Here is a 12,716-nt window from a genome sequence, read left to right as displayed (position 1 = left end):
CCGCTACTCCGGTGAGAACCAGCATCAGCTGGCCGGACCCCGGAACGGACCTGCAACGTAGTTGAATTAGTCTTCGGATTTGAACGGGAAGCCGAGCGCCTTGAGCAGGGCGCGGCCTTCGGCGTCAGTCTTGGCAGTGGTCACAACGGTGATGTCCATGCCGCGGACACGGTCAATCTTGTCCTGATCGATCTCGTGGAACATCGACTGCTCCGTAAGGCCGAAGGTGTAGTTGCCGTTGCCGTCGAACTGGCGCCCGTTGAGGCCGCGGAAGTCGCGGATACGGGGCAGTGCCAGCGAGACCAGGCGGTCGACGAATTCCCACATGCGGTCGCCACGCAGAGTTGCGTGCGCACCGATCGGCATTCCCTCGCGGAGCTTGAACTGCGCGATGGACTTGCGTGCCTTGGTGACCTGCGGCTTCTGGCCGGTGATCTGGGTGAGGTCGCGGACCGCACCGTCGATGAGCTTGGAGTCCTTGGCGGCATCTCCAACACCCATGTTCACAACGACCTTGACGAGCCGGGGAACCTGGTTGACGTTGCTGTAGCTGAATTCCTCCAGCAGCGTCGACTTGATTTCCGAGGCGTAGCGGGCCTTCAGGCGGGGGGTGATCTTTGTTTCTACGGCTTCAGCAGTCATTACAGATCCTTCCCTGATGCCTTGGCGACGCGGATGCGGACCGTGCGCTCACGGCCGTCCCGCTCCACCGTTTCGGTGCGGTAGCCGACACGGGTGGGCTTCTTGCTCTCCGGGTCTACAACTGCGACGTTACTGATGTGGATTGAGGCCTCAACGGTCTCGATGCCACCGGTCTGGGTGCCGCGCTGCGTCTGCCCAGCCTTGGTGTGCTTCGTGACGCGGTTAATGCCTTCGACCAGTACACGGTTGCTCTCAGGGAATACCTTGAGGACCTTGCCCTGCTTGCCGCGGTCTCCGCCGCGCTCCTGCTTGGCGCCGGTGATGACCTGAACGAGGTCACCCTTCTTGATCTTCAGCTTCGAACGGGTCTGAGCCATGACTACAGCACCTCCGGGGCCAGTGAAATGATCTTCATGAAGCGCTTGTCGCGAAGTTCGCGACCGACCGGGCCGAAGATACGGGTACCACGGGGATCGCCGTCGGCCTTGAGGATAACGGCAGCGTTCTCGTCGAACTTGATGTAGGAACCATCCGCACGGCGGCGTTCCTTCTTGGTGCGGACGATGACGGCCTTGACCACATCGCCCTTCTTGACGTTCCCACCAGGGATGGCGTCTTTGACGGTGGCGACGATGACGTCGCCAATTCCTGCGTAGCGACGTCCGGATCCACCGAGAACACGAATGGTAAGGATTTCCTTAGCACCAGTGTTGTCGGCGATCTTGAGTCGCGACTCTTGCTGAATCACTATCTACTCCTTGCGTCGCGCCGGTTCTCAGACCGAAAATAATGCATACGGAATGAGCCTTGCGGAACGGTTGATCGGGGTGTCTCTGGACCCACCTGGATTTTGCCAGGGATGAGCCTAAACGCCCGTGCCCGAGGCATTTACCTCCCAGGCGCAACAAGAGCAGGGAAGTACTATGCCGGAGCACGATTGATTACGAGGTTTGTCAATGGCACACGAAAGGCACCACACAAACTCAATATCCTAGCACGTTTGAAAACGCAAGCAGTCCCCCGCTCCGTAAAGGAACGAGGGACTGCCTGGGTGTCGCTTGACGACGAGAGGCTACTTGGTCTTACTTAGCCTTCTCAATAACTTCCACCAGACGCCACCGCTTGGTAGCGGACAGCGGGCGGGTCTCGCTGATCAGAACCATGTCGCCGATACCGGCGGTGTTCTGCTCATCGTGGACCTTGACCTTGGAGGTGCGGCGGATGACCTTGCCGTAGAGGGCGTGCTTCACACGGTCCTCCACCTGCACGACTACCGTCTTGTCCATCTTGTCCGACACGACGTAGCCGCGGCGGGTCTTGCGCTGACCGCGGGCCTCAGCCTCTACAGTGCCGTTCTTCTCTTCACTCATTTGGCATCCTCCTCAGAAGCCTGTGTTTCCACGGACTTTTCGTCCTTTGTGGAGGCAGCCTTGGAACCCTTCGATTTCTTGCCGGCCTTCTCAGTCTTTGCTTCTTCAACTGGGGCAACGACGTCGGGCCGAATTCCCAGCTCGCGCTCACGCAGCACGGTGTAGATGCGGGCAATATCCCGCTTCACCGAGCGCAGGCGGCCGTGGTTTTCAAGCTGACCGGTGGCTGACTGGAAGCGCAGGTTGAACAGCTCTTCCTTAGCCTTGGCGAGTTCCTCCACCAGACGGTCCTTATCGAACCCATCCAGCTGGTCGGTTGCCAGTTCCTTTGAACCGAGTGCCATGACTATTCACCACCCTCACGACGCACGATACGTGCCTTCAACGGCAGCTTATGGATCGCCAGGCGCAGTGCCTCGCGAGCTACCTCTTCATTGACACCGGAGAGTTCAAAGAGAACACGCCCCGGCTTGACGTTGGCGACCCACCACTCGGGCGAACCCTTACCGGAACCCATACGGGTTTCGGCAGGCTTCTTGGTCAGCGGACGGTCAGGGTAGATGTTGATCCACACCTTTCCACCACGCTTGATGTGACGGGTCATTGCGATACGCGCAGATTCGATCTGGCGGTTGGTGACGTATGCCGGGCTCAGAGCCTGGATACCCCACTCACCGAAGCTGACCTGCGTGCCGCCGGTAGCAGCGCCCGAACGACCGGGGTGGTGCTGCTTACGGAACTTCACTCGACGTGGGATAAGCATTTAAGCCTGTCCTCCTTCCGCTGCAGCAGCGGACTCAGCCGGTGCGGACTCGGCGGGAGCAGCGCTAGCTTCACCCTGACCGGCACCGCGATCGGTATTACGACGACGACGGTCGCCTCCGCGATCTCCACCGCGGTCAGCGCCGGCCGGGCCACGGCCCGGACGGTCTCCGCCACCACGGCCACGCGAAGGTGCTGCTGCAGCCTGGGCTGCGAGCTCCTTGGCAGTGACGTCGCCCTTGTAGATCCATACCTTCACACCGATGCGGCCGAAGGTGGTCTTGGCTTCGAAGAAGCCGTAGTCGATGTTCGCGCGCAGGGTGTGCAGGGGCACACGGCCTTCGCGGTAGAACTCCGAGCGGCTCATTTCCGCGCCGCCGAGGCGGCCGGAGCACTGTACGCGGATGCCCTTGGCACCGGCACGCTGTGCCGACTGCATGGCCTTCTTCATGGCGCGGCGGAAAGCCACACGTGAAGAGAGCTGCTCAGCGACGCCCTGGGCAACAAGCTGTGCCTCGATCTCGGGGTTCTTGACCTCGAGGATGTTCAGCTGAACCTGCTTGCCGGTGAGCTTCTCAAGCTCGCCGCGGATACGGTCTGCTTCAGCGCCGCGGCGGCCGATGACGATACCCGGGCGCGCCGTGTGGATATCCACACGAACGCGGTCGCGGGTGCGCTCGATCTCGACCTTGGCGATGCCGGCGCGGTCCATGCCCGTAGACATGAGCTGGCGGATCTTGATGTCCTCGCGGACGAAGTCCTTGTAGCGCTGGCCGGGCTTGTTGCTGTCAGCAAACCAGTGTGACCGGTGGTCAGTGGTGATGCCGAGTCGGAACCCGTGCGGGTTTACTTTCTGTCCCACTTAGCGAGCCTCCACTTTCTCAGGGGTAGCGACTACCACAGTGACGTGGCTGGTCCGCTTCTTGATCTGAAATGCACGACCCTGAGCTCGCGGCTGGAACCGCTTCATGGTCGGGCCTTCATCAACAAACGCTTCGCTGATGATGAGGTCGCCTTCGTCGAACGCCAGGCCGTCGCGGTCCGCGAGGACCCGGGCGTTGGCGATCGCCGACTGTACTACCTTGAAAACCGGCTCCGAAGCTGCCTGGGGGGCAAACTTCAGGATTGCCAGAGCCTCATTCGCTTGCTTACCACGAACAAGGTTGACGACGCGCCGGGCCTTCATAGGCGTTACGCGCAGATGACGCGCAATAGCCTTGGCTTCCATTGCTTTCCTTCTCTCGTCTTAGCCGTAGAAACAGGCGCCTTAGCGGCGCTTGCCCTTGCGGTCGTCCTTCACATGGCCGCGGAATGTCCGCGTGGGAGCGAATTCGCCGAGCTTGTGCCCGACCATCGACTCGGTGACAAACACCGGAATGTGCTTGCGCCCGTCATGAACGGCAATGGTGTGGCCGAGCATGTCCGGGATGATCATTGAGCGGCGGGACCACGTCTTGATGACGTTCTTGGTGCCCTTCTCGTTCTCGCGGTCCACCTTGACGAACAGGTGCTGATCGACGAAGGGGCCTTTCTTCAGGCTGCGTGGCATGTTTCCAGGCTCCTATCGCTTGTTCTTGCCGGAACGACGGCGACGCACAATGAGCGAGTCGCTTTCTTTGTTGGGACGGCGGGTACGGCCTTCGGCCTTACCGTTCGGGTTGACCGGGTGACGTCCACCGGAGGTCTTGCCCTCACCACCACCGTGCGGGTGATCGACAGGGTTCATCGCAACACCGCGGACGGTCGGGCGAACGCCCTTCCAACGCATGCGGCCTGCCTTGCCCCAGTTGATGTTCGACTGCTCGGCGTTGCCGACCTCGCCGATGGTGGCGCGGCAGCGCACATCAACGTTGCGGATTTCACCGGACGGCAGGCGAAGCTGCGCGAAGCGGCCTTCCTTGGCAACGAGCTGGACCGAGGCCCCTGCGGAGCGTGCCATCTTGGCACCGCCACCGGGACGAAGCTCAACAGCGTGGATAACCGTACCCACGGGGATGTTGCGCATCGGCAGATTGTTGCCGGGCTTGATGTCGGCGCCGGGGCCGGCCTCAACGAAGTCGCCCTGCTTCAGCTTGTTCGGCGCGATGATGTAGCGCTTCGTGCCGTCGATGTAGTGCAGGAGTGCAATGCGAGCGGTGCGGTTGGGATCGTATTCGATCTCAGCAACGCGGGCGTTGACTCCGTCCTTGTCATGACGACGGAAGTCGATGAGACGGTACTGACGCTTGTGTCCACCACCCTTGTGACGGGTGGTGATCTTTCCGGAGTTGTTACGGCCGCCCTTCTTGGGGAGCGGACGCACCAGGGATTTCTCCGGCGTCGACCGTGTGATTTCTGCGAAGTCGGCGACGCTCGAGCCGCGACGGCCCGGGGTTGTCGGCTTGTATTTACGGATAGCCATTTTTCAGTTCCTCGTTAAAGTGGTCTCCGCTCTAGCTGAGCGGACCGCCGAAGATGTCGATCGTGCCTTCTTTGAGGGTGACGATTGCGCGCTTGGTGTCCTTGCGCTGTCCCCATCCAAAGCGGGTGCGCTTGCGCTTCCCTGCACGGTTGATGGTGTTGATCGAGTCGACCTTTACGGAGAAAATCTTCTCCACGGCCAGCTTGATCTCGGTCTTGTTGGAGCGCGGGTCGACCAGGAAGGTGTACTTACCTTCGTCGATCAGGCCGTAGCTTTTCTCCGACACGACGGGCGCAATGACGACGTCGCGAGGATCCTTTGTGATGGAGCCACTCACTTGGCGTCCTCCTCAGTTGTGATGTCGGCGTCTACGGCCTGGGCCGTACCAACAAAGGTGTCGTAGGCGGCCTTCGTGAAGATCACGTCGTCCGACACGAGTACGTCATAGGTGTTCAGCTGATCCACGTACAGGGTGTGGACGTCGAGCAGGTTGCGCACGGACAGTGCGGCCTGGTCATTCGAACGCTCAATGACGAGCAGCAGGTTGGGACGCTCCGAGATGCCGCGCAGCGTGGCCATTGCAGCCTTGGTCGACGGCTTCTCGCCGCCGATCAGCGACTCGATGACGTGAATGCGTCCGTTGCGTGCCCGGTCCGAGAGTGCGCCGCGCAGGGCGGCTGCCTTCATCTTCTTGGGGGTGCGCTGGCTGTAGTCACGCGGCGTGGGGCCGTGGACAACGCCACCGCCGGTCATGTGCGGTGCGCGGATCGAGCCCTGGCGTGCACGGCCGGTGCCCTTCTGCTTGAACGGCTTGCGGCCGGCTCCGCTGACCTCGGCGCGTGTCTTCGTCTTGTGCGTACCCTGACGGGCAGCAGCAAGCTGGGCCACGACGACCTGGTGCAGCAGCGGAACGTTGGTCTGTGCGTCGAAGATCTCTGCGGGGAGATCGACATTCACAGTGTTGGTAGCCATGACTTATGCTCCCTTCACGGCGGTGCGTACGAGTACGACCTGTCCGCGGGCGCCGGGAACAGCGCCCTTGATCAGCAGCAGCGACTTCTCGACGTCCACAGCGTGAACGGTGAGGTTCAGGGTGGTCTGACGAACGGCGCCCATACGGCCTGCCATTTTCATTCCCCTGAAGACGCGGCTGGGGGTGGATGCTCCACCGATCGAGCCGGGCTTGCGGTGGTTCTTGTGTGCACCGTGGGAAGCGCCGACGCCGTGGAAGCCATGACGCTTCATAACACCGGCGAAGCCCTTGCCCTTGGTCTTGCCGATGACATCGACCTGCTGGCCGGCTTCGAACAGCTCAACGGAGAGTTCCTGGCCCAGCGAGTAGGAATCGGCATCGGAGGTGCGCAGTTCAACGACGTGACGGCGAGGCGTAACGCCGGCCTTCTCGAAGTGGCCGGCGAGCGGCTTGGTGACCTTGCGCGGATCGATCTGGCCGAAGCCGATCTGGACGGCGGTGTAGCCGTCAGCGTCAGCGGTACGCAGCTGCGTGATGACGTTGGAGTCAGCCTGCAGGACGGTTACCGGTACGAGGAGATTGTTTTCATCCCAGACCTGGGTCATGCCGAGCTTGGTAGCGAGCAGTCCCTTGACCTGGCGCGTAAGCGAAGTAGACATAGTTATCTTCTCTCCCTTACAGCTTGATCTCGATGTTCACGTCCGCGGGGAGGTCGAGGCGCATGAGCGAGTCGACGGCCTTGGGCGTGGGGTCAATGATGTCGATCAGACGCTTGTGCGTGCGCATCTCAAAGTGCTCGCGGCTGTCCTTGTACTTGTGCGGCGACCGGATAACGCAGTAAACGTTCTTTTCCGTGGGCAGCGGCACGGGGCCGACTACCGTCGCGCCTGCGCGCGTCACCGTCTCAACGATCTTCCGAGCTGAAACGTCAATGACCTCGTGGTCATACGACTTCAGCCGGATGCGGATCTTTTGTCCCGCCATGGCGTCTCGACTCTCTCTCTTCATGAAGAACGCCACCGTGCGGTGACGCTCCTGGCTACGTACATGCGCCCGTTGTTATGACGCTCCTCCAACAGACTGAATCCGGATAGCTCCGGGTTCCTCACCCTGCCGAGGCTCCGACCCCCGCGCTCGGGCGTGTCGCGTAACTTCTACATGGAAATGCAGACGATCCCGCAGAAAACCGAGCTTGTCGATTGGGGTGGGTTATATTTGGGCCAACTTCTGCGGTGGATGCGACCCTGCGTCAGGCATTATCCTGACCGGGACTACAGCTCAAACCGCGCGCGAAGGCGCTTGAACAACTCATTTAGTCTGCCAGATTATGCAGCACATTGCGAATCCGGCCCGTGTTAGCTTGCCGACACGCCGAGCAGATGCTAGCTCGCTCTGACACCTTCGCGTTTCAGAGCCAGCCGCGCCAGTCCGTCCAGAGTGGCTTGGTCACCCTCGCGCCACGCCCGCACCGGGTCTTCGGAGACCTTTCGCAACTGGGACGGTTTCGCCAGGACCAGCGCCCGCAGGGCAAGCAGCTCCCTGCCGCCGTCTTCGCCATTAAGGCGGCGTGTACGGGTGGACCGTACGACGAATTGAACCCGAGGGACCAGCCACATCGGGATGAGGACAAGTACCGGAAGCAGAAAGATGGCCCATCCCACCACTGCTGCGGCCTGGGCAACGGAGTGCTGCTGATCCTGGCCTGCATTGATGAGGAATCCTCCCGCCTCCGCTGCGTCCAGGAAGGGCGCACTCGCTTCATCTCCGATGAGCGGCACTCCCCCGATACGCTCAGCGGCATTTCCCATGGTGCTCTGGAACCCGCTGCCCGCATCTTCCAGGCCGGCCCCGAACACGGCGAGACCGGAAACAGCCTCAAAGGTTGCACGCGAGAAAAGCCAGGCAACCACGACGACGGCGATCGCAAACAGGTCGGTCAGGATCTGCCAGCCCCGCTTGAGCGGGAGGCTTGAGTAAATTTGCACCGCCTAACTCTACGGCACAAAAGCGAAAGCCCCGCTGCGCGAACGCAGCGGGGCTTTTGCGAAAGTAGTTCAGGAACTACTTGTTGATCTTGGTAACGCGACCTGATCCAACGGTGCGGCCGCCTTCGCGGATAGCGAAGCCGAGGCCTTCTTCCATAGCGATGGGCTGGATGAGCGCAACGGTCATCTCAGTGTTGTCGCCGGGCATGACCATTTCGGTGCCCTCGGGGAGGGTGATGACACCGGTGACGTCAGTGGTACGGAAGTAGAACTGCGGACGGTAGTTGGAGTAGAACGGGTTGTGACGGCCGCCCTCGTCCTTGGCCAGGATGTAGACGTTGGCCTCGAAGTCGGTGTGCGGGGTGATCGAACCCGGCTTGACGATAACCTGGCCACGCTCTACGTCTTCGCGCTTGATACCGCGGAGCAGCAGACCACAGTTCTCGCCGGCCCAGGCCTCGTCGAGCTGCTTGTGGAACATCTCGATACCGGTAACCGTGGTCTTCTGGACCGGACGGATTCCGACAATCTCGATTTCCGAGTTGATCTTGAGGGTTCCACGCTCGGCGCGGCCCGTGACAACGGTTCCACGGCCGGTGATGGTGAAGACGTCCTCGACAGGCATGAGGAACGGCTTGTCCTTGTCCCGAACCGGGTCCGGAACGCTGTTATCCACAGCGTCCATCAGGTCCTCAACGGACTTGACCCACTCGGGGTCGCCTTCGAGAGCCTTCAGGCCGGAAACGCGCACCACAGGGGCGTCGTCGCCGTCGAAGCCCTGCGCGCTGAGCAGCTCGCGGACTTCCATCTCCACGAGGTCCAGCAGTTCCTCGTCATCGACCATGTCGGACTTGTTCAGCGCGACCAGCAGGTAGGGGACACCAACCTGGCGGGCAAGCAGAACGTGCTCGCGGGTCTGGGCCATCGGGCCGTCGGTCGCAGCAACCACAAGGATTGCTCCGTCCATCTGCGCGGCACCGGTGATCATGTTCTTGATGTAGTCAGCGTGGCCGGGAGCGTCTACGTGTGCATAGTGGCGCTTCTCGGTCTGGTACTCAACATGCGAGATGTTGATGGTGATACCGCGCTGCTTCTCCTCGGGAGCCGAGTCGATGGACGCGAAGTCGCGTGCCTCGTTGAGGTTGGGGTACTTGTCATACAGCACCTTGGAAATGGCAGCCGTCAACGTGGTCTTTCCATGGTCAACGTGACCAATGGTGCCGATGTTAACGTGCGGCTTAGTCCGCTCGAACTTTGCCTTCGCCACGGGTTCCTCCTAGAACGTTTTTAGAAGACTTACTCCCCAGCCACGCTTTTCGCGGCTGAAACTCATGCAAGTCTACTGGGGGCTTTTATTTTGGTGAAATTACTGTCCGGACGAGCCGGAGTTACTCTCCGCGAGTCTTCTGGATGATCTCGTCGGCTACTGCCTTCGGGACCTCCGAGTAGCTGTCGAACTGCATTGAGTAGACGGCACGCCCCTGGGTCTTGGAGCGCAGATCGCCGATGTAACCGAACATGCCGGACAACGGCACGTGCGCACGGATGACCTTGACACCGCTTGCGTCCTCCATGGACTGCATCTGGCCGCGGCGTGAGTTGATGTCGCCGATCACATCACCCATGTACTCCTCGGGTGTGCGAACTTCAACCTCCATCAGCGGTTCGAGCAGCACGGGCTTCGCCATGCGGGCAGCTTCCTTGAACGCCATCCGGCCGGCGATCTTGAACGCCATTTCGGAGGAGTCAACATCGTGGTAAGCGCCGTCGAGCAGCGTTGCCTTGATGCCGACCACCGGGTATCCGGCCAGGATTCCGTCGTTGAGGGCATCCTGGATGCCCGCGTCGACGCTCGGGATGTATTCGCGGGGAACACGGCCACCGGTGACCTTGTTCTCGAAGGCGTACAGCTCGCCTTCGGACGTGTCCATCGGCTCGATCATGATCTGGATCTTTGCGAACTGTCCGGATCCACCCGTTTGCTTCTTGTGGGTGTAATCGTGCTTCTGGACGGTACCGCGAATGGTCTCACGGTAGGCGACCTGCGGCTTGCCGACATTCGCCTCGACCTTGAACTCGCGGCGCATGCGGTCCACCAGGATGTCCAGGTGGAGCTCGCCCATACCGGCGATGATCGTCTGGCCGGTGTCCTCGTTGAGGGACACCTGGAAGGTGGGGTCCTCAGCGGAGAGCTTCTGGATAGCGGTTGAAAGCTTCTCCTGGTCGCCCTTGGTCTTCGGCTCGATTGCAACCGAGATGACAGGCTCAGGGAAGCTCATCGACTCGAGGACGATCTGGTTGGTCGAATCGGAGAGGGTGTCACCGGTGGTGGTGTCCTTCAGGCCGATCGCCGCGTAGATGTGCCCGGCGAAGGCTTCGTCAACAGGGATTTCCTTGTTGGCGTGCATCTGGAAGAGCTTTCCGATGCGCTCCTTCTTGCCCTTGGTCGAGTTCACAACCTGTGTGCCGGCGGTGACGTGTCCGGAGTACACCCGGATGAACGTCAGCTGACCGAAGAACGGGTGGGTAGCGACCTTGAACGCAAGAGCCGAGAAGGGCTCCTCCGTGCTCGGCTTGCGGGTCAACGCAGCTTCCTCGTCGCGCGGGTCGTGTCCCACCATCGGGGGAACGTCCAGCGGGGAGGGCAGGTAGTCGATGACAGCATCGAGCATCGGCTGAACGCCACGGTTCTTGAATGCCGATCCACACAGTACCGGGTAGATTTCCGAGTTGATCGTCATCTTCCGGATGCCGGCCTTGAGCTCCTCGATGGTGGGCTCTTCGCCCTCGAGGTACTTGTTCATCAGCTCGTCAGAGGACTCAGCAACGGCCTCGACCAGCGCTGCGCGGTATTCCTCAGCCTTGGCCTGGAGGTCAGCCGGGATCTCCTGGATCTCGTACTTGGCGCCCATGGTCACGTCACCCTTGGAGTCACCGGGCCACACGAGTGCACGCATGTAGAGCAGGTCGACAACACCGATGAAGTCGTTCTCGGCACCAATGGGCAGCTGCATAACCAACGGCTTGGCACCGAGGCGGCTGACGATCGTGTCTACGGTGAAGTAGAAGTCTGCGCCCAGCTTGTCCATCTTGTTGACGAAGCAGATGCGCGGAACTTCATACTTGTCGGCCTGACGCCAGACAGTCTCGGACTGGGGCTCAACGCCCTCTTTGCCGTCGAACACAGCAACTGCGCCGTCGAGGACGCGCAGCGAGCGCTCAACCTCAACAGTGAAGTCAACGTGACCGGGGGTGTCGATGATGTTGATCTGGTTCTGTTCCCAGAAGCAGGTCACCGCGGCGCTGGTGATCGTGATGCCGCGTTCCTTTTCCTGTTCCATCCAGTCAGTGGTCGAGGCGCCGTCGTGCGTCTCGCCGATCTTGTGGTTTACACCCGTGTAGAACAGGATGCGCTCGGTAGTAGTGGTCTTGCCGGCATCAATGTGGGCCATGATGCCGATATTGCGGACCTTGTTGAGGTCAGTAAGCACGTCCTGTGCCACGGTGTCTCCCTTTTCTAAGGTGGAGTTCTGCTGGACCGCCGGTCCCCCACACCGCCGGAGCAGTATGAAAGACCGGCAGCGCGATTACCAGCGGTAGTGAGCGAAGGCCTTGTTGGACTCGGCCATCTTGTGCGTGTCTTCGCGACGCTTCACAGCGGCACCCAGACCGTTCGAAGCGTCGAGGATCTCGTTCTGGAGACGCTCGGTCATGGTCTTCTCGCGGCGAGCCTTCGAGTAACCGACGAGCCAGCGCAGCGCCAGGGCCGTGGAACGGCCCGGCTTGACCTCAACGGGAACCTGGTAGGTGGCTCCACCGACACGGCGTGAACGAACCTCGAGGCTGGGCTTGACGTTGTCCATGGCCTTCTTGAGGGCTGCAACCGGATCGCCGCCGGACTTGGCGCGAGCGCCTTCGAGGGCACCATAGACGATGCGCTCTGCGGTGGACTTCTTGCCGTCGACGAGCACCTTGTTGATCAGCTGGGTGACCAGGGGCGAACCGTAAACGGGATCTACAACGAGCGGCCGCTTGGGGGCCGGGCCCTTACGAGGCATATTACTTCTTCTCCATCTTTGCGCCGTAGCGGCTGCGAGCCTGCTTGCGGTTCTTCACGCCCTGGGTATCCAGCGCGCCACGGACGATCTTGTAACGCACACCGGGGAGGTCCTTCACACGACCGCCGCGCACGAGCACGATGGAGTGCTCCTGGAGGTTGTGGCCGACACCCGGGATGTAGGCAGTTACTTCGATGCCGCCGTTGAGGCGGACACGGGCGACCTTCCGGAGAGCCGAGTTCGGCTTCTTCGGGGTGGTGGTGTAGACACGGGTGCAGACACCGCGCTTCATGGGGCTGCCCTGCAGTGCGGGCGCCTTGGTCTTGGAGACCTTAGGTGACCGGCCCTTACGGACCAGCTGGTTAATGGTAGGCACTTCTCAGTTCTCCGTATGTTGTCTCGAGATCAGATCTCTGCTGACTCCGCACCGCATCCTTCGGCACATGGCCGTAAAGCAACGAGTCAGAGCTTGTCAGTCGTTTGGCGTGCCTACGTGAAAGTGGAACTGAAACGACCGTAGGCGTG

General features: G+C 61.1%; 19 protein-coding genes. All 19 read right to left on the bottom strand.

Annotation, left to right across the window (positions count from 1 at the left end):
- Positions 1-66: 66 nt before the first annotated feature.
- Positions 67-642, bottom strand: a complete 576-nt coding sequence (gene rplE / locus Q0877_RS08915; RefSeq protein ID WP_056544039.1) for a 50S ribosomal protein L5 — start codon at positions 640-642, stop codon at positions 67-69.
- Positions 642-1,019: a 50S ribosomal protein L24 gene (gene rplX / locus Q0877_RS08910; RefSeq protein WP_299167076.1), complete on the bottom strand. Its 378-nt coding sequence runs from the start codon at positions 1,017-1,019 to the stop codon at positions 642-644. The genes rplE and rplX overlap by 1 nt, the downstream gene beginning before the upstream one ends.
- 2 nt (positions 1,020-1,021) lie before the next feature.
- Entirely contained in the window at positions 1,022-1,390 is a 369-nt protein-coding gene (gene rplN / locus Q0877_RS08905) for a 50S ribosomal protein L14 (protein ID WP_056544033.1), read from the bottom strand.
- 334 nt (positions 1,391-1,724) lie between these two features.
- Positions 1,725-2,012 (bottom strand): 30S ribosomal protein S17, encoded by a 288-nt coding sequence (rpsQ, locus tag Q0877_RS08900; RefSeq protein WP_299167074.1) that lies wholly within the window; start codon positions 2,010-2,012, stop codon positions 1,725-1,727.
- Entirely contained in the window at positions 2,009-2,356 is a 348-nt protein-coding gene (rpmC, locus tag Q0877_RS08895; RefSeq protein WP_299167073.1) for a 50S ribosomal protein L29, read from the bottom strand. The genes rpsQ and rpmC overlap by 4 nt, the downstream gene beginning before the upstream one ends.
- Before the next feature lie 2 nt (positions 2,357-2,358).
- Positions 2,359-2,775, bottom strand: a complete 417-nt coding sequence (rplP, locus tag Q0877_RS08890) for a 50S ribosomal protein L16 (RefSeq protein WP_026545657.1) — start codon at positions 2,773-2,775, stop codon at positions 2,359-2,361.
- The gene (gene rpsC, locus Q0877_RS08885; RefSeq protein WP_299167071.1) at positions 2,776-3,636 is read right to left on the bottom strand and encodes a 30S ribosomal protein S3; all 861 of its coding nucleotides are present in this window, start codon (positions 3,634-3,636) and stop codon (positions 2,776-2,778) included.
- The gene (gene rplV / locus Q0877_RS08880) at positions 3,637-4,002 is read right to left on the bottom strand and encodes a 50S ribosomal protein L22 (protein WP_204531724.1); all 366 of its coding nucleotides are present in this window, start codon (positions 4,000-4,002) and stop codon (positions 3,637-3,639) included.
- A gap of 39 nt (positions 4,003-4,041) precedes the next feature.
- Positions 4,042-4,323 carry a 30S ribosomal protein S19 gene (gene rpsS, locus Q0877_RS08875; RefSeq protein ID WP_011692805.1) on the bottom strand — a complete coding sequence of 94 codons (282 nt, stop codon included), beginning with the start codon at positions 4,321-4,323 and terminating at the stop codon, positions 4,042-4,044.
- Positions 4,324-4,335: 12 nt separating this feature from the next.
- Positions 4,336-5,175 (bottom strand): 50S ribosomal protein L2, encoded by an 840-nt coding sequence (gene rplB / locus Q0877_RS08870; protein WP_299167066.1) that lies wholly within the window; start codon positions 5,173-5,175, stop codon positions 4,336-4,338.
- A 31-nt stretch (positions 5,176-5,206) separates the two neighbouring features.
- The gene (rplW, locus tag Q0877_RS08865; protein WP_299167065.1) at positions 5,207-5,512 is read right to left on the bottom strand and encodes a 50S ribosomal protein L23; all 306 of its coding nucleotides are present in this window, start codon (positions 5,510-5,512) and stop codon (positions 5,207-5,209) included.
- Entirely contained in the window at positions 5,509-6,147 is a 639-nt protein-coding gene (rplD, locus tag Q0877_RS08860) for a 50S ribosomal protein L4 (protein ID WP_299167063.1), read from the bottom strand. Before rplD ends, rplW begins: the two co-directional genes overlap by 4 nt.
- A 3-nt stretch (positions 6,148-6,150) precedes the next feature.
- Complete coding sequence (gene rplC / locus Q0877_RS08855; protein WP_299167062.1) at positions 6,151-6,807, bottom strand: 50S ribosomal protein L3; 657 nt, start codon at positions 6,805-6,807, stop codon at positions 6,151-6,153.
- Positions 6,808-6,823: 16 nt separating this feature from the next.
- The gene (gene rpsJ / locus Q0877_RS08850) at positions 6,824-7,132 is read right to left on the bottom strand and encodes a 30S ribosomal protein S10 (protein WP_003803825.1); all 309 of its coding nucleotides are present in this window, start codon (positions 7,130-7,132) and stop codon (positions 6,824-6,826) included.
- Positions 7,133-7,530: 398 nt separating this feature from the next.
- The gene (locus tag Q0877_RS08845; RefSeq protein WP_299167061.1) at positions 7,531-8,133 is read right to left on the bottom strand and encodes a hypothetical protein; all 603 of its coding nucleotides are present in this window, start codon (positions 8,131-8,133) and stop codon (positions 7,531-7,533) included.
- A 76-nt stretch (positions 8,134-8,209) separates the two neighbouring features.
- Positions 8,210-9,400 carry an elongation factor Tu gene (tuf, locus tag Q0877_RS08840; RefSeq protein ID WP_299167060.1) on the bottom strand — a complete coding sequence of 397 codons (1,191 nt, stop codon included), beginning with the start codon at positions 9,398-9,400 and terminating at the stop codon, positions 8,210-8,212.
- A 121-nt stretch (positions 9,401-9,521) separates the two neighbouring features.
- Positions 9,522-11,636, bottom strand: coding sequence for an elongation factor G (fusA, locus tag Q0877_RS08835; protein ID WP_299167059.1), 2,115 nt, complete (start codon positions 11,634-11,636; stop codon positions 9,522-9,524).
- A gap of 84 nt (positions 11,637-11,720) precedes the next feature.
- Positions 11,721-12,191, bottom strand: a complete 471-nt coding sequence (gene rpsG / locus Q0877_RS08830; protein ID WP_167994193.1) for a 30S ribosomal protein S7 — start codon at positions 12,189-12,191, stop codon at positions 11,721-11,723.
- Between the two features lies 1 nt (position 12,192).
- Entirely contained in the window at positions 12,193-12,567 is a 375-nt protein-coding gene (gene rpsL, locus Q0877_RS08825) for a 30S ribosomal protein S12 (RefSeq protein ID WP_026531947.1), read from the bottom strand.
- Positions 12,568-12,716: the final 149 nt, after the last annotated feature.

It is taken from the genome of uncultured Arthrobacter sp., assembly GCF_947495145.1.
Classification (GTDB): domain Bacteria; phylum Actinomycetota; class Actinomycetes; order Actinomycetales; family Micrococcaceae; genus Arthrobacter_D.
This window is presented reverse-complemented; position numbering and strand designations above follow the sequence as displayed.

Bases quoted from the DNA above. Each gene is read 5' to 3' on its own strand.
- rplD (WP_299167063.1), bottom strand. From the start codon at position 6,147: ATGGCTACCAACACTGTGAATGTCGATCTCCCCGCAGAGATCTTCGAC.
- rplP (WP_026545657.1), bottom strand. From the start codon at position 2,775: ATGCTTATCCCACGTCGAGTGAAGTTCCGTAAGCAGCACCACCCCGGT.
- rpsG (WP_167994193.1), bottom strand. From the start codon at position 12,191: ATGCCTCGTAAGGGCCCGGCCCCCAAGCGGCCGCTCGTTGTAGATCCC.
- rpmC (WP_299167073.1), bottom strand. From the start codon at position 2,356: ATGGCACTCGGTTCAAAGGAACTGGCAACCGACCAGCTGGATGGGTTC.
- rpsJ (WP_003803825.1), bottom strand. From the start codon at position 7,132: ATGGCGGGACAAAAGATCCGCATCCGGCTGAAGTCGTATGACCACGAG.
- rplB (WP_299167066.1), bottom strand. From the start codon at position 5,175: ATGGCTATCCGTAAATACAAGCCGACAACCCCGGGCCGTCGCGGCTCG.
- rplX (WP_299167076.1), bottom strand. From the start codon at position 1,019: ATGGCTCAGACCCGTTCGAAGCTGAAGATCAAGAAGGGTGACCTCGTT.
- rpsQ (WP_299167074.1), bottom strand. From the start codon at position 2,012: ATGAGTGAAGAGAAGAACGGCACTGTAGAGGCTGAGGCCCGCGGTCAG.
- rplC (WP_299167062.1), bottom strand. From the start codon at position 6,807: ATGTCTACTTCGCTTACGCGCCAGGTCAAGGGACTGCTCGCTACCAAG.
- rpsS (WP_011692805.1), bottom strand. From the start codon at position 4,323: ATGCCACGCAGCCTGAAGAAAGGCCCCTTCGTCGATCAGCACCTGTTC.
- rplV (WP_204531724.1), bottom strand. From the start codon at position 4,002: ATGGAAGCCAAGGCTATTGCGCGTCATCTGCGCGTAACGCCTATGAAG.
- rplE (WP_056544039.1), bottom strand. From the start codon at position 642: ATGACTGCTGAAGCCGTAGAAACAAAGATCACCCCCCGCCTGAAGGCC.